The sequence below is a fragment of the Roseibium sediminicola genome, assembly GCF_023156505.1.
Lineage (GTDB): Bacteria > Pseudomonadota > Alphaproteobacteria > Rhizobiales > Stappiaceae > Roseibium > Roseibium sediminicola.
The window spans coordinates 103,521-121,577 of the sequence record NZ_JALNMJ010000003.1 but is presented as its reverse complement, the minus strand read 5'-3'; the positions used below and the strand labels follow the sequence as shown (position 1 = coordinate 121,577).

The following is an 18,057-nucleotide window of genomic DNA, read 5'->3' as shown; positions in this document are numbered from 1 at the left end:
CCCGTCGAAGCGGCGACCAACCTGGAAACCCGACGATCATCAGGAGCCTCCGATACTAAATTTGGCCGAATATCAAGCGGCAGTATGCTGGTGCTGAATGCAAGGCAACGCCAGAGGATATCTGTGGGCACCATCAGGGCCGGTTCACAACCTATCGCCCATTCACGCGGGCGGTATTGGGAGCAGTGTTTACTTTCCGCTTGGATCGGCAATCGCCCTGCCACAAATCCGGTTCAGTATTTTTTGGCCTTCGGCGATGTCTCGATGCTCAAACTCTTGCTGAAAGAAGGTAACGGGACAGGCTTGGTCTTTTTCTGCTTTGGTTTTCTGTCTTCTCTACCGCGGCGGCTTTTGCCCTTTGCCATTTCTTTCTCCTGTTCTCGCGTCGGAAGGCGATTTTCCGGCGTGTATCCGCGCTTTGGATGGTGTTCCGATCAGTTGCTTTGGTCTTTGACAGCTCAGCCTCGATGCTCCGGCAAGTTTTTCAATTCGACCTTGGTCATCTTGGTGTGAGCAAGGATTTTTCCGTTTCCATCGCGCATGAAGGCGATGCGTGACACATCAAGGGCAACTTGCTTGACCCCGATTCCGAAAAAACCGCCAACTTCAATGACTGCCCTCGCGTACTGTCCATTGCCGAGCATTTCGGAGACATTGCCGATCACCTTATCATCGGGTCCGTAGATATCGGCGCCCTTGACGTTAGCGGCAATGATCTCGCCGGCCTGAAGGGGCTTATGTGATGAATGGTCCATGGGACCTCCTGGGTGTGGCTGGAGTGCGCGACAGGCGGCAGGCCCGATCAGAATAGCCAGACAGGCAAAAGTGACTTGTCAGCAGCTGTTTGGTGCCGGGTTTAACGGCGTCGCCCATCATTGAAGCTGTGTGACAACATAGCAGCAGTGATGGCGATGCATGCTGATGTGGGTTAGCGTGTCGTCACATTTTCGGCTAATCCGCATCCAGATATTCGGTTGCAGGTCCCTGAACCGTTTCGGCGGTGGTGATGCAAATTTATGACCGCGCGTTTAAGTAGAGATCGACGAAAACCACCCCGGTTTCCGGCTGTCCAACTGCAGCGGCTCGATTGTTGCCCTGAATACTTCCGGCAGGATCTTCTGGCACGGGTGGGCGTCCCGAGTAGTTAACCAAGGCATCGCTGAGTTCAGCCAATGCCGACAGCTCACAAGGCGCGTGACCTAACAGCAACTTTTAGAATAACGCGAAATTGATCCAAGGGTCGTTTTGGGGACGGACCCACGTCGATCCAAAACTTGCGGATTTTATCGGCTTCCAGGCCAAGACATTTCAGTCCGAACGACCGAAATGGGGACGCAAAGCGGACACCCCTAGTTCAAGAAACGCGTTCTAACAGTTGATTTGTTTGTTCAACGCCGGGCCCCCACTTCAAAACACGCCAGCAATTACATCACCAATTCCGTCCGAAGCTTCTCGTATTGGGCTTTCTCCGAGATGCGTATTCCGCTGAGTGGTTGCGATGTCCTTGTGCCCGAACAATTCCTTGACAACATGAATGGAAGCTCCGGCCAAAATGGCAAAACTCGCGAATGAGTGCCGTGGATCATGGAGCCTCAGCTTCTCGTCACCGAGTTGCGTCCGCACTCAATTCCAGACCTTAATAGTCCCAGAACAAGGTCCTTCTGTTCGGTCACTTGCATAGATGAATGTCGTTCTCGGATCGCGGTGACTTTCCGTGCAATCAATGCAACTCAAACCCAGCCTGGTTTAGCGGCAGAGTCCTTCACTCAGGGATTGGTTTCACCAAATGCAGTCAGCGAGCGTGCCGGTCAGCCGCACAGGAAATGTGGGGCAACTAGTGGGCAGGAAGCTCGGCCGATCAAAAAATATCAATAAATTCAATGACTTATAAAAATAAGTGGCGGAGAGGAAGGGATTCGAACCCTCGAGACGGTTGCCCGCCTACTCCCTTAGCAGGGGAGCGCCTTCGACCACTCGGCCACCTCTCCGGTAAAGCCCGTGTACGAACAAAAGCCTTCGAGTTCAAGGCGTTTTTTTGACGCCTCATGCCTTTTCCCCATCGGGGGCGCCTATCGGCGCGGCAACGCGGAAAGACGCGCCGGGACACGAACCCGCGCGCTGGCCGTCATTGGCAGAGCCGGTTAGCCGACGCCGAAGCATCTTGAGTGCGCCCGGAACCCAGGCTTCGCGCTCCGCGGCGTCAAGATGACGGTGCAGCGCCTGCCCTTGCCGCTTGTGGTCGCACAACAGGAGCGCGACGAGCGTTAGTAAAAGAATAGATTAACCCTTTGCGTTCTCGCCTTTTAAATCTGAATTTAACAAACTTACGTTAGGTGATATAAAAGATCATAAAGCATATCTGCCAATCTAAGCTTGTCGAGTAAATAAATACAACTTCACCCAGGAGCTGCTCTTTGCGCTTTCTCGTTGCCCTCGTCCTGCTCCTGTCCCTTTGCCTCCAGGCCAGGGGCACCGATCTTCTGATCGTCACGGAGGAGCTTCCGCCTTACAATTATCAGGAGGACGGGATTGCCAAGGGGCTGTCGACGGAAGTCGTCGAAGCGGTGCTGGCGGAAACGGGCATCGAGGCGGAGATCGCCTTTCTTCCGTGGGCGCGCAGCTACTTGATGGCGCAAAACCGCAAGAACACGCTGATCTTCTCCATGGCGCGCATTCCCGAGCGCGAGAACCTGTTTGAATGGGTCGGCATCGTCTGCCCGATCACGACGTCGTTTTTCAAAAAAGCCGGCAATGATGCCGTTGAGGTTCATACGTTGGAGGACGCCAGGAAATATGCCATCGGCGTCACGCTCGAAAACGTCAATTACCTCTACCTGGAAAGCAAGGGCTTCCCCCATCTGGAACTGGAAAGCCAGGATCTCCTGAACATGCGCAAGCTGGCGCATGGGCGGATCGATCTGGTGCCTTTCGACGAAGCCTCCTTCTTTTACCAGGTGCGCAAGGACGGCATGGATCCGGCCAAGTTCGAGGCCATTTACCGGATCGAAGACCTGTCCAAATATCTCTACATGGCCTTCAGCAAGACGTCCGATCCCGAGCTTGTCGAGCGCTTCCGGGTCGCACTGCGCACCATCCAGGAAAATGGCGTCTATGACGGCATCCTGATGCGCTACCGTCTGCTGAATTGAGTGTCCCGCGCTCATACCAGCCTCAATAGATAGGAACCCATCTGATGGCGCTGGTCCGGTTTGGCCGGCAAAGCGCGTTGCGCAGGACGGCCTGGTTGGCCGTGCAAGCGGCGCAACGCTGTCCGGCAGGCCGGAGCAGGCCACCGAAGGCCGTGTTTGGGGACTGTTCAGCTGCGTCCCAGGTTTTGAACGATAAACCATATCGCCCTGCAACCTGCTCCTTGCTGAACAGACCCCAAACACGGTCAGATCGGTTCCTATCTATTGAGGTTGGTATTTGTTCAGAACGTCCCCAATTCGGCCCCAGTTACTTGCTGTTCTGTGGCGTCTCCGCTGACCTCCAGCAACCGGAGCCACCGTCATCACCGCGCCGCCTTTCGCCGTGCCCCTGCCGCCAGCCTCGCTGACCCGGTTGATCGCCGACCGGTTCCCGTTTCTGTGCGCCCTGTGGCTGCATCTGGCGCTCTATGCGGTGCTGACGGACGCGGCGTCTTGGCGGGTGCCCGCACCGCGGCCTCCGGAGCCTCTCGACGTGGAGATCCTGCCCTTTGTCCCCTCAGCCCCGTCGTGACGCCTACGCCCGCTCTGCCGGCGCGGGAGAGCGGCGCGGCAGCCGACACACAGCCGGCAGACCCCGTCACGCCGGGCTCAGTGGCCGCCGAGACGGCCGGTCCGGCCGCACCGGCATGGGTGACGGCCACGACCTTCCTGGCGGCGGATGTGCTGAGGGACCCCCGCTCGCAACAAGCCCGCGAGGCACTGGCCACGCTCACGGGTGCGGACAGTCGCGAACAGATCTGCGCGCTGGAGGCCATGGAACAGCTTCGTCACGACAGGCAGGGGTTCAGACCGACACGTCTGTCGCCGCATGCGTTCCGGAACGCGGTTTACAAGGAGGGCATGATCCAGGTCACGGCCGGCGCGGTGCGCAGCAACCGGATCTGGTATGAGATCGCCTATCGCTGCCGGCTCGACGCGGGCGGTCAGACGATCATCGGCTTTGAATATGCTTTGGGCGCACCGGTGGATCGGGCGCTCTGGGACGAATACGGGCTGGCTCCGGTCTATTGATGGGACCGATCCGGCCTACTCGCTCTGATTGGACACGACAGGCGTTTTGGCCTGCCGCGTCAGTTTGGTGATGTCGGTTCAGGTGCCGTCAGGCCGGCAGCCTTCGCCGAACTCAATGCATCGACAGCCATTCACGGGCCGAACGCTGTGCTTCGGCAATCTCGGACGAGCTCATTTCGCAGGAGATTTCCTTGCGGTAGCGGGCTGCGTCCCGGTTGCCCTTGAGCGCTGCAATGTTGAACCATTTGTGGGCGGTGACCAGATCGGTGGCGCCGTGGCGGCCGCAGGCGCTGTCCAGACCCATCTGGAACAGAATGTCCGCCGTGACCGGCTTTTCCCCGAAGGTGGCCAGATCGGCCGAGTGCATTTCAAAACGAGCCATGTTGCTCCCCTTTCATCCTCTGTCAGACTTCCCTGACGCCGCTTCGGACATTCGGTCCCGTGGCGGCGCCCCCTGTGGCGATCGTGTTGCCGGATCTTTCCTGGATCGCGGTGAAACCCGATCTAAGAAACGCAAGCTTTCGTGAAGCTTTCCCCGTCGTTTCTTGAAGTCTACTTGAGCAGCCGCGGTTAAAAGGCTCGTTAAAAATCAGGTTTAACGCAATGCGAACAAAGCTTTAAATAAGTCTGAAATTTACACGGCGGTAAGCATAAGGTTTCGATTTCCTCTTTTATATCAATCGTATTCTCCGAAAAATTGACAAGGCTTCTCAAGACTCTGTTCACCATGGATTCGTTTGTGCGGAAATCCGGCGCTTTTTTCCTGCTGCCCCCTCCGGAACGGACAAAGGCGCTCCGCCGGTTTTTTTTCAGCCACATGACGCAGCGTGATGGGTTTTCAGAGCCTCTGGATGTCTCTACATTCCCTTTCCGTAAACGGAAGGCATTCCGCTTTGGGAGGAACACATGCTGAAATCACTACTGACCACCGCGCTTCTGGCGGCCGGTCTTGCCGCCGCGTCCCCGACGCTGTCTCACGCCGCAGACGCCAAGGGGGATTGGGTCCGTCCGAACGGCGCTTCCAAGATCCGCATCAGTTCCTGCGGCAACGCGCTGTGCGGCAACCTGATCTGGCTGCGCGAGCCGCGCAACGACACCCAGAACCCGGACGCTTCCAAACGCGACCGTCCCCTGCTCGGCGTCCGCATCGTCCAGTCGATGAAACCGACCTCCAAGGACAAACAGTGGAAGGGCAAGGTCTATAATGCCGAGGACGGCAAGACCTATACCGGCTTCATTGAACTGACTTCGGCCAACAAGCTGAAGCTGGAGGGCTGTGTTATGGGCGGCCTCATCTGCAAGGGCGAGACCTGGAGCCGCGCCAACTGATCCACACGAAATCGGACGGAAACGCCAAATCGTGCTGATTTGGCCTTGGCCCCGTCGCAATTGCCGGTCAAGAATAGGGGCGCAATCGTTACCAGCAATGCGGCGGGGTTTTCCGTGGTTTCCAGCGCTTTCCTTTCTCGATTTTCCCGGGCGTCCGTTTTCAAGGCCACCACGCTCTCATCGCTTCTTGTGCTGGCCGCTTCCGGTTCGGCCCAGGCGGCACCGGACATCAACGGCACCTGGAAAACGCCTGCGGGCGCTGTCATCCAGATCAAGGCCTGTGGCAAGGAGCCCTGCGGCCGCATCGTCGATTTCCCGGCCCCCAAGGGTTATACGGTCAAGACCACGCCGGATCTCAACAACAAGGACGAAAGCAAGCGGGGCCGCAAGGTGCTCGGCCTCAAGGTCCTGTGGCGGCTGAAGCCCGCGTCCAACAGCTGGAAAGGCCGGGTTTACGATCCCCGCCGCGGCTTCAGCGCCAACGCCACCGTGCAGCGGACCAGCGCCTCGACGCTGGAAGTGCAGGGCTGCGTACGCGTTGTCTTCAATGTCTGCGAAAAGGAAACCTGGCGGAAGGTGAACTAGGGTTCTGGCCAAGAACCGTCACATCAGCATCTTCTTATAGCCGAGATGGCTCTGCTCATAGCCGAGCCGCCGGTAGAAGTGATGCGAGCCTTCGCGTTCCCTGTTGGAAGTGAGCTGGATGATGCAGGCATTTGCCTCCGCCGCGAGGCCTTCGGCATGTTCCATCATCTTGCGGCCAACTCCGGTGCCGCGCTGATCGGCGCGCACATGCACGCTTTCAAGCTCCACACGCGGCCTCCCCTTGAAGGCGATGCCCTTCAGGAAATGGATCTGGTAGGTACCGACCACCGCGCCGGCTTCGTCGAGCGCGACATAGATGTCGCATTCCGGCGCCTCCCGCAGGGCATCGAAAGCCGGGCGATAGGCCTGCCAGTCGTCGAATTCCCTGCCCTTGCGGACCGAGGTCGCGCCGGCATTGATGATGGCGACGATTTCCTGGAGATGTTCGGGGCGGGCTTTTTCGATGCGGACCGGTTGTGTCATGGGATTTAATCGCCTGCGGTTAGAAAGCATATTTGAGGGAGCGCACTAACGGCAAATCGGATCTTCCGGATCAATCTCCGCCACGCCCCACCAGGTCGTTCGCCAGCCGGTCTCCTTGAAGAGATGCGGCCAGGCACCGCTGAGATAGGTGGCGGAAAGCGGCGTCGATGCTTCCCAGAAGGCGTTGCGGATAAAGCGCTCCTGCGGAGACGCGACAGGTCTTTCCTCCCCCTCCTCCCAGACAAAGAAACATCTGTCGCGCGCAGGCGTTGACGCCGGGATCGCCTTCGTGACAACGCGGGCCTCAGGGAACAGGACCCTGAGATTGCCGCCGGTGTAGCCGGTGTCGGCGATCAGCGTCGCCTTTTCCGCACCCAGGTCCTTGAGCGGTACGCTCAGATCCGCATAGGGTTTCATGTGCCGGCAGTTGCCGCCGCACCAGAACCGGTCCGGCGCCAGAAGCCCGGGCACGCGAGCGAGAAACGCCACGGCCACGAAAGCCAGCAGGACGGCGCCCAGCCAGCGCCATTGTTTCTGAAAGCCGAAACGCTCCAGATCGGCAAACAGGACAATCGGCAGAAGAATAAGGAGCGGATGCATGTGCCGCTCCTTGACATAAGTTGCGCCGGTCACCGCGATCAACAGCGCGGTCAGGAAGATCATTGCCAGGACGGTGCGGCCGCACAGGCGGGCGACGTCGTTGACCTTCGGCACCACCGGATCCTTCCGGCCGAGATAGCGCGGCCAGAACAGGACGAGCAGGACAGGCACCAGCGGCACGGAAAAACCCAGAAGCCCGAAAGCAAGCTTGCCGAGCCCCTCGCCCGCCCGCGCCAGATGCGAGGTCTCGGCGGTCACGCCCATCGTGTCTGAGACCGACGACAGCAGTTTCAAGCCCTCGCTCAGGATCCACCAGGCATAGGGGCTATAGACCAGTGCCATGGCCACCGGCACCAGGAGGAGACCGGCAAGGCGCAGGCGGCTCCGCCAGGCTGGATCGCTCAGCGTGGCCAATAACAGGGCCAGGACAAACAGGGGATAGGAATGTTTGCCGAGCAGCCCCGCACCTGCCGCGGCGCCGAAGAGCAGATAAAAGCCAAGCCGCCCGGTCTCCAGAGCCTTGATGAAGAAGAAGGCACTCATGGCACAGGCGGTGGTCAGCACCACGGTGTGGGTGACACCCTCATGAAGGTTCCAGCCAAACTGGTAAAAGAGCGAATAGGAAAAGGCACAAAGCGCGGCAAGGCGCGGGTCGGCGATCGCCTTGCGGGCGATCAGGAACAAAAACAGCGCCGCGATCGAGATCAGGCCGTATTTGACGGCAAGTGCTGCCCGGATCGTCGGACCGAAGACCTGCTGGGCGGACCAGAGCAGCCATTCGTAAAGCGGCGGCTGGCGCAGCATGTAGCCGGGCTGCAGCGTCTGCACCAGCACGTTTTCGAACATGTCGTCCGTGCCAAGCACGGGTGTCGACAGCGCCCTGAGCAGCAGATGCGACAGTCCCCAGAGCGCGACAATCGCCCACACGCCGAGCGGGGTGGCATAAAAGGGCGTTCTGGAAATGTCTCGGGTGTCGGAGGTCATGCGGCCCTTGCTGGCTGGCAAAAGAAACAACCAGCGCCGTTTAACGCATTTGGCGCGGCTTGCCCAGCGGCACCCCAAATGCCGATCCAGGGCCATGTATCAGGACCAGAGAAATGTCGGATTACAATCATTGATTGGTAATCGGATCGGGCGCGCGATATGCGATAAGTCCCACCGATATCCGGAGTTTGCCGTGACCAACGGCGTCCAGCCTCTCAGGATTGCGCCGACAGGCCTGGAACAGGGCATGATCTTCATGGCTGTTGCGGTCCTGATTGCGCCCATTTCCCACGCGATCGCAAAATCGCTCGGGTCCGAAATGGCGCCCGCACAGATCACGGTGGCAAGGCTTCTGTTTCAGGCGCTCATATTGGCCATTGTCTGGAGACTCGGCGACCGCAGACCGCTGCCGGCACCAACGATGTCCCAGGTGATCCGCGGGGCTTTGCTCGCGGCGGTGTTTCTGGGCGAGAGACTGGGCCTCAGGCGCATGGTGGCCATTGCCGTCGGCTTTGCCGGAGCTCTGGTTGTCACCCGTCCGGGTTTTGACTATTTCGGCCCGGCTGCTCTGCTGCCGTTGTTGTCAGCCGTTTTCGTGGCCACCGTGTTCACGATCACGCGGGCGCAAAAGGCAAAGGAAACGCCGCTCGCCCTGCAATTCTGGATCTGCGTATCGGGATCCTTGGCAACGGTTGCTGCAATGACATTGGGCGCGCCGTTGCAGGTGCCGTTTCTCGCCGCCTCTCAGCCCTCGGCAACAAACTGGGCACTGCTGCTTGCCCTTGGCGCGGTTGGGACTGTGTCACAGCTTCTGGCGACCAGGGCCGTCCGCATGGCCCCCGCCGGCGCGCTCGCGCCGCTGCAATATCTGGAAATTCTGTCCGCCAGCCTGCTCGGCTATCTTGTCTTCTCGGACATTCCCGATGAAACGACGCTCACCGGCATCGCGATCATCGTTTCGGCGGGTCTTTATATCTTCTACAGGGAGCGGCAAATCTCGAGGCGGTCGTTCGGGAGATGACCGGCCGGGCGTGAAACGCCGCTCTATCGATCAGTCGAGAAATGTCCACGTGTCGGCACCGTCGAAATGGCGGTGGCCGATGGCTTCGATGGTGCCGGGTTCAGCCAGGCGCAGGTTGACGGCCATGCGGCCCCTGGCCTCGCCGTCGATGCCTTCCCAATGGGTGGTGCAGCCACAGGTGCGGCAGGAGTGAAAGGCGAGCTCCTTATCTCCCCAGGAGTAGCTCAGCGTTGCTTCCGGCGCCGATTTAATCTCGATCTCGCCTGCCTCGCCGTGGCCCCAGACGGTGCCGAGACGGCGGCAGATCGAGCAGTTGCACTCCACGGCGTATTTGGGCTGTGTCTTCATTTCGTAAGACACGGCCCCGCAATGGCAGGTGCCGGTGATCGGCAGCTCAACGGACACGGCTCTCTCCTCCCAAGGCCTATGATTATTCCAGGCCGATCTTCTGCTTCAGCATGTCGCTGACGGCCTGCGGGTTGGCCTTGCCCTGGGACTGTTTCATCACCTGGCCGACAAACCAGCCGAGCAGGCCCGGTTTCGCCTTGGCCTGTTCGACCTTGTCCGGATTGGCGCCGATGATCTCGTCGACAATCGTCTCGATGGCGCCGAGGTCGGTCACCTGCTTCATGCCACGCTCTTCGACGATGGCCGCCGGATCTCCGCCTTCGGTCCAGACGATTTCGAAGAGGTCCTTGGCGATCTTGCCGGAAATGACACCGTCCTTGATCAGGTCGACAATCGCGCCGAGCTGGTCGGCGGAGACCGGGCTCGTCGCCAGATCCTTGCCTTCCTTGTTGAGGCGGCCGAAGAGTTCGTTGATCACCCAGTTGGCGGCAAGCTTCGCATCGCGGCCCTTGGCAACGTCTTCGAAGAAATCCGCGGAGGCCTTTTCGGCGACCAGAATGTCGGCGTCATAGGCGGTCAGGCCATAGTCGCCGATGAACCGGTTTTTCTTTTCGTCCGGCAGTTCCGGCAGATGCTGGGCCAGATCGTCGACAAAGGCCTGCGTGAATTCCAGCGGCAACAGGTCCGGATCCGGGAAATAGCGATAGTCATGCGCTTCTTCCTTGGAGCGCATGGAGCGGGTCTCGCCCTTGACCGCGTCGAACAGCCGGGTTTCCTGGTCGATCGAACCGCCATCCTCCAGGATCGCAACCTGGCGGCGGGCTTCATATTCGATGGCCTGGCCGACAAAGCGGATGGAGTTGACGTTCTTGATTTCGCAGCGTGTGCCGAACTCGCCGCCCGGCTTGCGCACGGAGACGTTGACGTCGGCGCGCATGGAGCCCTGGTCCATGTTGCCGTCACAGGTGCCCAGATAACGCAGGATCGAGCGCAGCTTGGTCAGATACGCCTTGGCTTCGTCGGAAGAGCGCAGATCCGGCTTGGAGACGATTTCCATCAGCGCCACGCCGGAGCGGTTCAGATCGACGAAGGACATCGACGGATGCTGGTCGTGTAGCGACTTGCCGGCGTCCTGCTCCAGGTGCAGGCGCTCGACGCCAATCTCGACCTGTTCGTCCGGCATGTCCAGAAGGATCTTGCCTTCGCCAACGATCGGCTGCTTGAACTGGGAGATCTGGTAGCCCTGCGGCAGATCCGGGTAGAAATAGTTCTTGCGGTCGAACACGGATTTCAGGTTGATCTCGGCCTTCAGACCAAGGCCTGTGCGGACCGCCTGGCGTACGCATTCCTCGTTGATCACAGGCAGCATGCCGGGCATGGCCGCGTCCACGAGGCTGACATTGTCATTGGGATCCTTGCCGAATTCGGTCGAGGCACCGGAAAAGAGCTTGGCGTCGGACGTGACCTGGGCATGGACTTCCATGCCGATCACGATTTCCCAGTCGCCGGTCGCGCCCTTTATGAATTTCTTCGGATCGGGTGTGCGTACGTCGACAATCGTCATTTTCGTCAAGAATCCTGTGTTCGGTTTCGCGCAGGAAAGCAGCGAGGCAGGATTGCTGCGGCGCGATTTGATTGCAGACTGATGACCTAGTCGGGAATTGGCCCGGCTGCAAGGGTTTCGTTGCCCCATAGCCGCGCTTTCGCACAGTCACGCACCTGCTCACTCCTTCGGCGGATGCTGTGCGTTGCCGGTGCGCATGATGAAACCGATCAGCACGGCGACCGCCTGATAGAGTTCAATCGGAATTTCCTGGTCGATCTCGATCTGCGACAGCGCCTCGGCCATCATCGGGTTCTGCTCGATCGGAACACCGGCTTCCTTTGCCAGCCGTTCGATCTGTTCGGCGACGGTTCCGGCGCCCTTGGCCGTGACGACAGGCGCCCCGTCATTGTCGTATTTGAGGGCAACCGCCAGTTTCTTGTCCTTGTCGGTCTGGCTCACGGAATAATGCCCCTCATGACTGCCGGTCCACCATCGCGCCGTAATAGGCGGCCGTCCTTGGTGGCACCCCCCGGATCAGCCGCAGCTCCCGCAGGTCAAGACCGGCGTCGGCAAAAGCCGCTTCCATGGTCTCGCGGACCGCGTTCAGATTGTCGAATGTGTCCTTGCGGTCGACCCAGAGGCTGGCATAGGTGCCACCGCCGCGCAGGCTGATCGCCGCTTCCAGCGGGCCCGTCGCCGTCAGATCGAGCGCGAACCTGAGGCGCCAGGCGGGCTCACCGTCCTGTTCGGCCTGCGTGCCGGGGCCGTCCCGGCCGATCTGCATCTGCATGACCGCCGTCTCCTGGCCGAGCGCGAGCGGCAGTTCCAGCACCAGATCCATCGGCTTGGAGGCCGCATGCGGCGCCCCGCCTTCCCTGGCCAGGCCGGTATTTGTCAGCTGGGTCAGACGCAGGCGGGCGAGCGCCGCGTCGGTTTCCTTCATCAAGGCTTTCAGGTTCTGCGGCGCGGCGCCGGCCCAATAGCCGCTAGCCGATTGCGGGGCCTGCCCCTGCGGCGCGTGGTGGCGCGACGGCGCGGCCGGCTGTCCGGCGGGCCGGCTGATTTCCGAACGGGCGCCCAGCTGCTGCAGCAGCGATTTGAAGGACAGCAGCGCGGATTTGAGATCTGCTTGCGCGCCCGCGCCGCGCCCCGGCAGGGCCAGCTGGGCCTCCCGGAACTGACCGGACTGGCGCACGGCCTGCTGGAGATCATCGGCGCTGGTGCCTCCTGAGGCATTCAGCCTGAGCCCCAGGATCTGTTGCATTGCCTTGACCACCGGCTCGGGCAACGTGACCGCCCCAGCGCTTTGCGCGCTCATCAGGCTGCCGACCTGGGCAAACAGGCTGGCGAGACCTGCCTGCTGCTCGGCGAGCGGCTGGCGAAGGGCCCCGGCAACTTGCGCGGCTGGTCCAGGGCTGGCGGCAGCAGTCTGTTGGCCTGTGGCGGCTGAAGCGGCCCCTCCGAGCCGCTGGCCGCCAAGTTGCTGGTAGGGCTGCCCGCTTAAAATTCGGACGGGCGCGGCTCCCGGCTGCTGGCCAAGGCCGCCAGTGCCTGCGGTCAGGGTCGCCAGGGCCGCCCCCTGCCCTGTCGGCAGGGTGCCCGGTTGAGGCGCGGCAGCCGTCGCCACGCCGGAAGGGCTCGCACCCGTCCCGGCAGCCGGTGCCGGGATCGTAGGCGCTTGAGCCGGAGCCGGCGGCTGAAAGCCGGCCTGGTTTGCAACGGGCGTAGTTGTCTGACCGGCGGCGGCCGGACCGGCGGCGGCCGGAGATCCCGGTTGCGCCTGAACGCCTGGCGATCCTGATTGCGCTAGAGGGCTGGCCCCGCCTTGCTGCACCGGCGTGGTTGTGCCCGCCTGTCCGCCCGGGGCAAGCGGCGCACCGCTTTGGCCTGTTGAATTGTTGGCCGTGGCAGCCGTTGGTCCTGCGGCCGGCGCCTGGGCACTGGCGGGGAGCGCGGAGGGAGCCTGCCGGACGGCTCCGGATTGCGGGCCGTTTGCGGGACCAGTTTGGATTGGCCCGCCGCCGGCCGGTGTGGCCGCCGCAGCAACCGGAATAGAAGCAGCTGGGGAGGAAGTTGCCGGAGTGCCGGGGGCTTGTGGCGTCGCGCTGGCAAGCGCCCCGGATTGCGGCGGCAAGACCTGGCCGGAACCGCCCGCAACAGAAGGATTTGGCGATGTTGTCGGCGACGGGCCCGGTATCGGGTTTTGCTGAGCCAGGGATCCCGCAACGGCTCCGCCGGACGGCGCCTGCGCGGCAATCGGACCAGACTGCAGTGGAGCCTGCAGCGATCCGCCGACTGTCGATGGAAGCCCTGGCGCGCTCCCAGCGCCTGTGGGCGCCGCGGAGGATGCGCCAGCGGGCAAGGGAGCCGCAGCTTGTGCCGGAGGAGCCTGGACAGGCTGTGGAGAGGCCGCGAGCGAGGCCTGCCCCGGCAAAGGCACTTGCCCTGCCGGCCCCTGCACCACTCCCCCGCCGGCGGGAAGCGTCACCTGGCCGGCTGCGGCCCCACCGGATGCGGGGACCGCATTGGCGGCCAAAACCTGAACAAGATGCGCACCGGCCGGTGTGGCCGTGAAAACCGGTCGGGCGGCGTTCGCCTGGGCCGCGGGTGCGGTTGGGCTTGCTCCGGATTGCGTCGGATAGGACTGGGGTGAATTGGCCTGTGCTTGCTGCCCCCCCTGGCCCTGAGAGCCTGCGCCGGATTGCTGCCCGGCCTGGGCGGGCGCCTTGTCGGTGGAGATCTGAATAACCGGTTGCTGCTTGCTGCCGGTCACCGTTACCGTCACTTCCGCTTCGGCCGGCAAGGGTGCGGCAACGCGCAGGTCGACCTTACCTTCGGCGGTCGCAAGGCGCACGATGCCGCCCGGCAGGTTGCTTTCCACTTTGGCCTTGAGTTCGGTTCCCGGCTCAAGCGGCGGCGCAGCGGACCCGTTGCTGGTCCCCTGGGGCAGTGGCGTCGCACTCACCGTTTCAACCATCACACCGTCTCCGGAGGCGTGGATCCTGAGCGCAGGAACCCGAGCACGGAATCATAAGGGGCGAGTATGGCCGGTTTCTTAAAGCTTGCCCAGAGTTGACACGGATCAAGGCCTTGTCGGCCGCAATGGGTCAGATTCGCCACATCAGCCGATGTCAGGCTCCTGGCCGGCGCGAGACAAGAAGGGCGACACAGAGCGCGATAATCCCGCCCCGACAGAAGGAGAGAGAGCGTGAACTGGATGGATCGACTGAACGAGCGCGCCGACCTGATGGGCAGGATGCTCGACACAATCGGCGCGATGAAGCAAATGCCTGTAGGCGTGCAGTCTGGCGCCGCCCTGCGATCCGCCGCTCACCGTTGCATCAATTGCTCGGAAACCGAGGCCTGCCGCGCCTGGCTGGACCAGCATCCGGATGGGGCCGACAGACCGCTGCAGGAATGTCCGAACGCCCAGCTCTTTAACAGCTGGCTGGAAAACTGAAATCCAGCAGCAGCAGGTCAGCCGCGCTTGCGCCGTTGGCTGAGCCAGAACGCCAGCCAGGCGGCAAGCAGTCCACCCACAAATCGGAACGGGAACATGGCCAGGGCGCCGGCGTCCTGCGAGATCGGCTGCGGCAACTGCAGCATTCCTACCGCCGCTTCGAGGATCAGAGACAGAGCGGCAGCCGCGAAACCCGCGATCCACAATTTCTGAGCCCGATCGGCACGCCACCCAAGATAGGCGCCGATCAAAAGCGCAAACGGGTTCAATAGGCCGGACAATTCGAACAGGTCGTACCAGGTGTCTGAGAGCGTCGTCATACGCTCCTCATACCCACAGCCGTAAGAAAAGGCGAGAGGCATTCTTTGGTCCGACGCCCTCCGCTGTTGTTCCATCGCGCAAGTTTCGCGCAATCCGACACCTGCGGCAAACTGCAGCAACAATAGGCAATATTACGAAAGCACTCGCAAACCAAGCAATATGAATGACTATTCATGTAAATATTCCAACTTTACTTATTGCTACTGTGTGCTACTTTTAATATAGAGGGCTCTAAAATCGCATTGCCCATGGCCTTTCCATTTCCTATTGGCAAGATTGAATTACATGTCTTTACTTCCTTTTATTGCCGCAGACGACCCCACCGTCCAAGTATTGTGCGATTCCGACCGGCGCCTTGGCATTCTCTGCGGCCATTGCGGCCGCTTTCGCTACATGAGCGCAGCGCGGTTTGCGGGCGATCAGAAAATTTCCGCTTTAAGCGAAACTCTCAAATGCAGCGCCTGTGGCTCCAAGGACGTCAGCGCCGTCGCCGTTTCCAGAAATCCCGACAATGGGTATTGGCCTGCCGAACGCAGCTGATATTCTTTCGGATAGCCTGCCATTTCCAGCGCCAAGACCTGTCATAAACGCTCTCGCATCAATTGAGAGGTTTGGATCCAAACAACCTAACCGGGTTGAAAAGGGTACGGGTAAAACTCGACAACCGCTAAACCATCAGACACCGGATTCCTGAAGCGAAATCCGGCTAGACAGCTTTGAACGGTTTGAAACCGATGCCCGTCAGGCCCTGTTGTTTCATTTCATCGACGACGGCACTGGAAAGGAAGTTGCCATAGATCACGTGCTTGTCGACCCAGGCATGAGCATCGCCAATCTGTTTCAGACTGAACACAAGCTCCCCGGTGCGCGGCTCAAATGCGATGCCTTTTATGAGCTGAGCTGTCGCCTGTTCCCGGTCCATCCCGTCCAAGCGAGTGCAGATGTTAAAGAAGTACATCTGCCGCGCGAATGACCCGTCCTTGTAGACCAATTCGACCGGAAAGAACTGATGAACGCCCGATTCATGGCGTTCAATGATGTCCTTGAAGGCCTCCGACACCAAATACATCTTGCGCGTGTACACAACATCAGGGGGGGGATACCGCTTGCTTCCCCATTGTGCACGCGTTGGAACATGGTCTGGCTTGACTGCGCGACCTGCATACAGCTCGCCTGCGTCAAACAATGGTGTGTGCCCCTTGTCACGGGTTGTATCGACATATTCGATCTTTTTGACATCACCATCCAAAGGAGCACACCCGATCATATGCGGGGCCTCTTCTCTGGCCCCAAAGCTATAGATGACACCTTCGGTCATTTTCATCTCCTCACGCTGATCATGCTGACCCTAGTTGGGCTTGCCTGCGGTTCCGGGCTGATTTGGTGCGTTTGCGAAGGCATTTAGTTCAGGAATATCAACCAGGTAACCCATCAGAAAACCCTTCTAAAAAAATGTAATTTCGCTAGACAGCTTTGAACGGTTTGAAAGCGGTGCCCGTCAAGCCCTGTTGTTTCATTTCATCGACGACGGTACTGGAAAGGAACTCGCCATAGATCACGTGCTTGTCGACCCAGGCATGAGCATCGCCAATCTGTTTCAGACTGAACACAAACTCTCCGGTGCGCGGCTCAAATGCGATGCCTTTTTTGAGCTGAGCTGTCGCCTGTTCCCGGTCCATCCCGTCCAAGCGAGTGCAGATGTTAAAGAAGTACATCTGCCGTGCGAAGGACCCATCCTTGTAGAGCAATTCGACCGGAAAGAACTGATGAACGCCCGGTTCATGGCGTTCAATGATGTCCTTGAAGGCATCGGACACCAAATACATCTCGTACGTGTACACAACATCAGAGGGGGGATACCGCTTGCTTTCCCACTGCGCACGCGTTGGAACATGGTCTGGCTTGACTGCGCGGCCTCCATACAGCTCGCCAGCTTCAAACAAAGGAGTGATCCCTCTGTCAAAAGTTGTATCGACATATTCGATCTTTTTGACATCACCATCCAACAGAGCACATCCAATCATATGCGGGGCCTCTTCTTTGGCCCCAAGGCCATAGATGACACCTTCGGTCATTTTCATCTCCTCACGCTGATCATGCTGACCCAAATCGGGCTTGCCTGCTGTTCTGGGCTGATTTGGTTCGTATGCAAAGGAGGCATTGGAAGACGTTGTTCCGTTTTCAAAAGCGAGCAGTCATGTGTCTGAAGCCTTGAGATCCGGCCGGTCACCAAGCAAATACCTTGGTCCGCGGCCCTTGTTGGCCGCGGCGTCGCCGGCATTATAGAGCTGGCAGGACTTCAGTGAGAGGCAGCCGCAGCCGATGCATGAATCCAGCTTGTCCCGAAGCGCCGTCATGCGAGCAATCCGCTGGTCGAGATGGGATCTGAATTCCCGGCTGATCCTGGTCCAGTCCGCCTTGGTCGGTGCCCGGCCTTCCGGCAAGCGTTTGAGCTGCTCCGCGATCTCTGCAATCGAAAACCCGAATTCCTGCGCCACAAGCACGAAGGAGAGCCGCCGGATGTCGGCCCGCAGAAACCGCCTTTGGCCGCCGGCGTTCCGGCTCGGGCGCACCAGCCCCCTGTCCTCGTAGAACCGGATCGCAGAGACCGAAAGGCCGGTCCGCTCCGCCAGGTCTCCGATCGTCAGAAGATCGCCCCCCTTCATAAGCTTTTTCATCTTTTTGACTTTTCCCCCTTGACCTCAACTATACTTGAGGAATTATCTCCAGTGTCCAGCAAAGGTCAAACCTTGAAAGGACAGCAAATGAGCAGCGCATTCCTGGAACATGTGAACGTCACCGTCAGCGATCCGGAGGCGACCGCAAAACGCCTGGAAACCTGGTTCGGCTGGAAGGTGCGCTGGAAAGGTGCCGCCAAGAACGGCGGCACGACCTATCATATCGGCAACGACACCAGCTACATCGCCGCCTACACACCGCCGGAAGCGCCGAAGCGCTCCGACACCGTCAGCTATCATACCCATGGAGGCCTCAATCACGTCGCCGTGGTGGTCGACGATCTCGATGCCACCGAAGACCGGATCAAGGCCGGTGGCTACAGAACCCACAATCACGGCGACTACGAACCCGGCCGTCGCTTCTATTTCGACGACGATGACGGCATCGAGTTCGAGGTGGTCAGCTACGCGGACTGAGCCAG

The 18,057-nt window shown here is 60.2% G+C and carries 22 protein-coding genes, 1 tRNA gene and 1 pseudogene; 8 read left to right on the top strand and 16 right to left on the bottom strand.

Going from position 1 to position 18,057, the window contains the following annotated elements; translation table 11 throughout:
• Positions 1 to 233 precede the first annotated feature (233 nt).
• The 4 genes from M0H32_RS29435 to M0H32_RS06025 all read right to left on the bottom strand — a co-directional run bounded on the left by M0H32_RS29435 (position 234) and on the right by M0H32_RS06025 (position 1,988).
• On the bottom strand, positions 234 to 365 hold the full coding sequence (locus M0H32_RS29435; RefSeq protein ID WP_282449229.1) for a hypothetical protein: 132 nt from the start codon (positions 363 to 365) through the stop codon (positions 234 to 236).
• Between the two features lie 93 nt (positions 366 to 458).
• Positions 459 to 755, bottom strand: a complete 297-nt coding sequence (locus tag M0H32_RS06030) for a PRC-barrel domain-containing protein (protein WP_248152106.1) — start codon at positions 753 to 755, stop codon at positions 459 to 461.
• Positions 756 to 1,407: 652 nt separating this feature from the next.
• Positions 1,408 to 1,623, bottom strand: coding sequence for a tyrosine-type recombinase/integrase (locus tag M0H32_RS29715; protein WP_425607296.1), 216 nt, complete (start codon positions 1,621 to 1,623; stop codon positions 1,408 to 1,410).
• Positions 1,624 to 1,898: 275 nt separating this feature from the next.
• Positions 1,899 to 1,988, bottom strand: a tRNA-Ser gene (locus M0H32_RS06025).
• 426 nt (positions 1,989 to 2,414) lie between these two features.
• Here M0H32_RS06025 and M0H32_RS06020 point away from each other — a divergent pair.
• The 3 genes from M0H32_RS06020 to M0H32_RS06010 all read left to right on the top strand — a co-directional run bounded on the left by M0H32_RS06020 (position 2,415) and on the right by M0H32_RS06010 (position 4,220).
• Positions 2,415 to 3,149, top strand: coding sequence for a substrate-binding periplasmic protein (locus M0H32_RS06020; protein ID WP_248152103.1), 735 nt, complete (start codon positions 2,415 to 2,417; stop codon positions 3,147 to 3,149).
• Positions 3,150 to 3,531: 382 nt separating this feature from the next.
• Positions 3,532 to 3,720, top strand: coding sequence for a hypothetical protein (locus tag M0H32_RS06015; RefSeq protein WP_248152102.1), 189 nt, complete (start codon positions 3,532 to 3,534; stop codon positions 3,718 to 3,720).
• Positions 3,717 to 4,220, top strand: a complete 504-nt coding sequence (locus M0H32_RS06010) for a DUF930 domain-containing protein (protein ID WP_248152101.1) — start codon at positions 3,717 to 3,719, stop codon at positions 4,218 to 4,220. Before M0H32_RS06015 ends, M0H32_RS06010 begins: the two co-directional genes overlap by 4 nt.
• Before the next feature lie 112 nt (positions 4,221 to 4,332).
• Here M0H32_RS06010 and M0H32_RS06005 read toward each other — a convergent pair whose 3' ends face one another.
• Positions 4,333 to 4,602, bottom strand: coding sequence for a hypothetical protein (locus M0H32_RS06005; RefSeq protein WP_248152098.1), 270 nt, complete (start codon positions 4,600 to 4,602; stop codon positions 4,333 to 4,335).
• Between the two features lie 524 nt (positions 4,603 to 5,126).
• Here M0H32_RS06005 and M0H32_RS06000 point away from each other — a divergent pair.
• Together M0H32_RS06000 and M0H32_RS05995 are read left to right on the top strand one after the other, a co-directional pair.
• A complete protein-coding gene (locus M0H32_RS06000; protein WP_248152092.1) occupies positions 5,127 to 5,549 on the top strand; it encodes a DUF2147 domain-containing protein in 423 nt (140 codons plus the stop codon).
• Positions 5,550 to 5,663: 114 nt separating this feature from the next.
• Positions 5,664 to 6,134, top strand: a complete 471-nt coding sequence (locus M0H32_RS05995; protein ID WP_248152089.1) for a DUF2147 domain-containing protein — start codon at positions 5,664 to 5,666, stop codon at positions 6,132 to 6,134.
• 18 nt (positions 6,135 to 6,152) lie between these two features.
• Here M0H32_RS05995 and M0H32_RS05990 read toward each other — a convergent pair whose 3' ends face one another.
• Both M0H32_RS05990 and M0H32_RS05985 read right to left on the bottom strand, forming a co-directional pair.
• A complete protein-coding gene (locus M0H32_RS05990) occupies positions 6,153 to 6,617 on the bottom strand; it encodes a GNAT family N-acetyltransferase (protein WP_248152086.1) in 465 nt (154 codons plus the stop codon).
• A 45-nt stretch (positions 6,618 to 6,662) separates the two neighbouring features.
• On the bottom strand, positions 6,663 to 8,201 hold the full coding sequence (locus M0H32_RS05985; protein WP_248152084.1) for a glycosyltransferase family 39 protein: 1,539 nt from the start codon (positions 8,199 to 8,201) through the stop codon (positions 6,663 to 6,665).
• A gap of 193 nt (positions 8,202 to 8,394) precedes the next feature.
• Between M0H32_RS05985 and M0H32_RS29615 the strand changes: the two genes are divergently transcribed.
• Entirely contained in the window at positions 8,395 to 9,222 is an 828-nt protein-coding gene (locus tag M0H32_RS29615; protein WP_248152081.1) for a DMT family transporter, read from the top strand.
• A 30-nt stretch (positions 9,223 to 9,252) separates the two neighbouring features.
• Here M0H32_RS29615 and M0H32_RS05975 read toward each other — a convergent pair whose 3' ends face one another.
• The 4 genes and pseudogenes from M0H32_RS05975 to fliK all read right to left on the bottom strand — a co-directional run bounded on the left by M0H32_RS05975 (position 9,253) and on the right by fliK (position 14,093).
• Positions 9,253 to 9,627 carry a GFA family protein gene (locus M0H32_RS05975; RefSeq protein ID WP_248152078.1) on the bottom strand — a complete coding sequence of 125 codons (375 nt, stop codon included), beginning with the start codon at positions 9,625 to 9,627 and terminating at the stop codon, positions 9,253 to 9,255.
• Between the two features lie 25 nt (positions 9,628 to 9,652).
• Positions 9,653 to 11,134 carry an Asp-tRNA(Asn)/Glu-tRNA(Gln) amidotransferase subunit GatB gene (gene gatB, locus M0H32_RS05970; RefSeq protein ID WP_248152075.1) on the bottom strand — a complete coding sequence of 494 codons (1,482 nt, stop codon included), beginning with the start codon at positions 11,132 to 11,134 and terminating at the stop codon, positions 9,653 to 9,655.
• 213 nt (positions 11,135 to 11,347) lie between these two features.
• A pseudogene (locus tag M0H32_RS05965) lies at positions 11,348 to 11,575 on the bottom strand (EscU/YscU/HrcU family type III secretion system export apparatus switch protein); the annotation flags it as partial.
• A gap of 13 nt (positions 11,576 to 11,588) precedes the next feature.
• The gene (gene fliK, locus M0H32_RS05960; RefSeq protein ID WP_248152066.1) at positions 11,589 to 14,093 is read right to left on the bottom strand and encodes a flagellar hook-length control protein FliK; all 2,505 of its coding nucleotides are present in this window, start codon (positions 14,091 to 14,093) and stop codon (positions 11,589 to 11,591) included.
• A 240-nt stretch (positions 14,094 to 14,333) separates the two neighbouring features.
• Between fliK and M0H32_RS05955 the strand changes: the two genes are divergently transcribed.
• Positions 14,334 to 14,576 carry a DUF6455 family protein gene (locus M0H32_RS05955; protein ID WP_248152643.1) on the top strand — a complete coding sequence of 81 codons (243 nt, stop codon included), beginning with the start codon at positions 14,334 to 14,336 and terminating at the stop codon, positions 14,574 to 14,576.
• Positions 14,577 to 14,593: 17 nt separating this feature from the next.
• Here M0H32_RS05955 and M0H32_RS05950 read toward each other — a convergent pair whose 3' ends face one another.
• The 5 genes from M0H32_RS05950 to soxR all read right to left on the bottom strand — a co-directional run bounded on the left by M0H32_RS05950 (position 14,594) and on the right by soxR (position 17,563).
• Positions 14,594 to 14,896, bottom strand: coding sequence for a phosphatidylglycerophosphatase (locus M0H32_RS05950; protein WP_248152064.1), 303 nt, complete (start codon positions 14,894 to 14,896; stop codon positions 14,594 to 14,596).
• Between the two features lie 420 nt (positions 14,897 to 15,316).
• Positions 15,317 to 15,472: a hypothetical protein gene (locus M0H32_RS05945; RefSeq protein ID WP_248152061.1), complete on the bottom strand. Its 156-nt coding sequence runs from the start codon at positions 15,470 to 15,472 to the stop codon at positions 15,317 to 15,319.
• Positions 15,473 to 15,603: 131 nt separating this feature from the next.
• Positions 15,604 to 16,215: an imm11 family protein gene (locus M0H32_RS05940; RefSeq protein ID WP_248152059.1), complete on the bottom strand. Its 612-nt coding sequence runs from the start codon at positions 16,213 to 16,215 to the stop codon at positions 15,604 to 15,606.
• Between the two features lie 145 nt (positions 16,216 to 16,360).
• Positions 16,361 to 16,972, bottom strand: a complete 612-nt coding sequence (locus M0H32_RS05935) for a DUF1629 domain-containing protein (RefSeq protein ID WP_248152054.1) — start codon at positions 16,970 to 16,972, stop codon at positions 16,361 to 16,363.
• A gap of 120 nt (positions 16,973 to 17,092) precedes the next feature.
• On the bottom strand, positions 17,093 to 17,563 hold the full coding sequence (soxR, locus tag M0H32_RS05930; RefSeq protein WP_248152641.1) for a redox-sensitive transcriptional activator SoxR: 471 nt from the start codon (positions 17,561 to 17,563) through the stop codon (positions 17,093 to 17,095).
• A 99-nt stretch (positions 17,564 to 17,662) separates the two neighbouring features.
• Here soxR and M0H32_RS05925 point away from each other — a divergent pair, with 99 nt between their 5' ends.
• The gene (locus M0H32_RS05925) at positions 17,663 to 18,052 is read left to right on the top strand and encodes a VOC family protein (RefSeq protein WP_248152053.1); all 390 of its coding nucleotides are present in this window, start codon (positions 17,663 to 17,665) and stop codon (positions 18,050 to 18,052) included.
• Positions 18,053 to 18,057 lie beyond the last annotated feature (5 nt).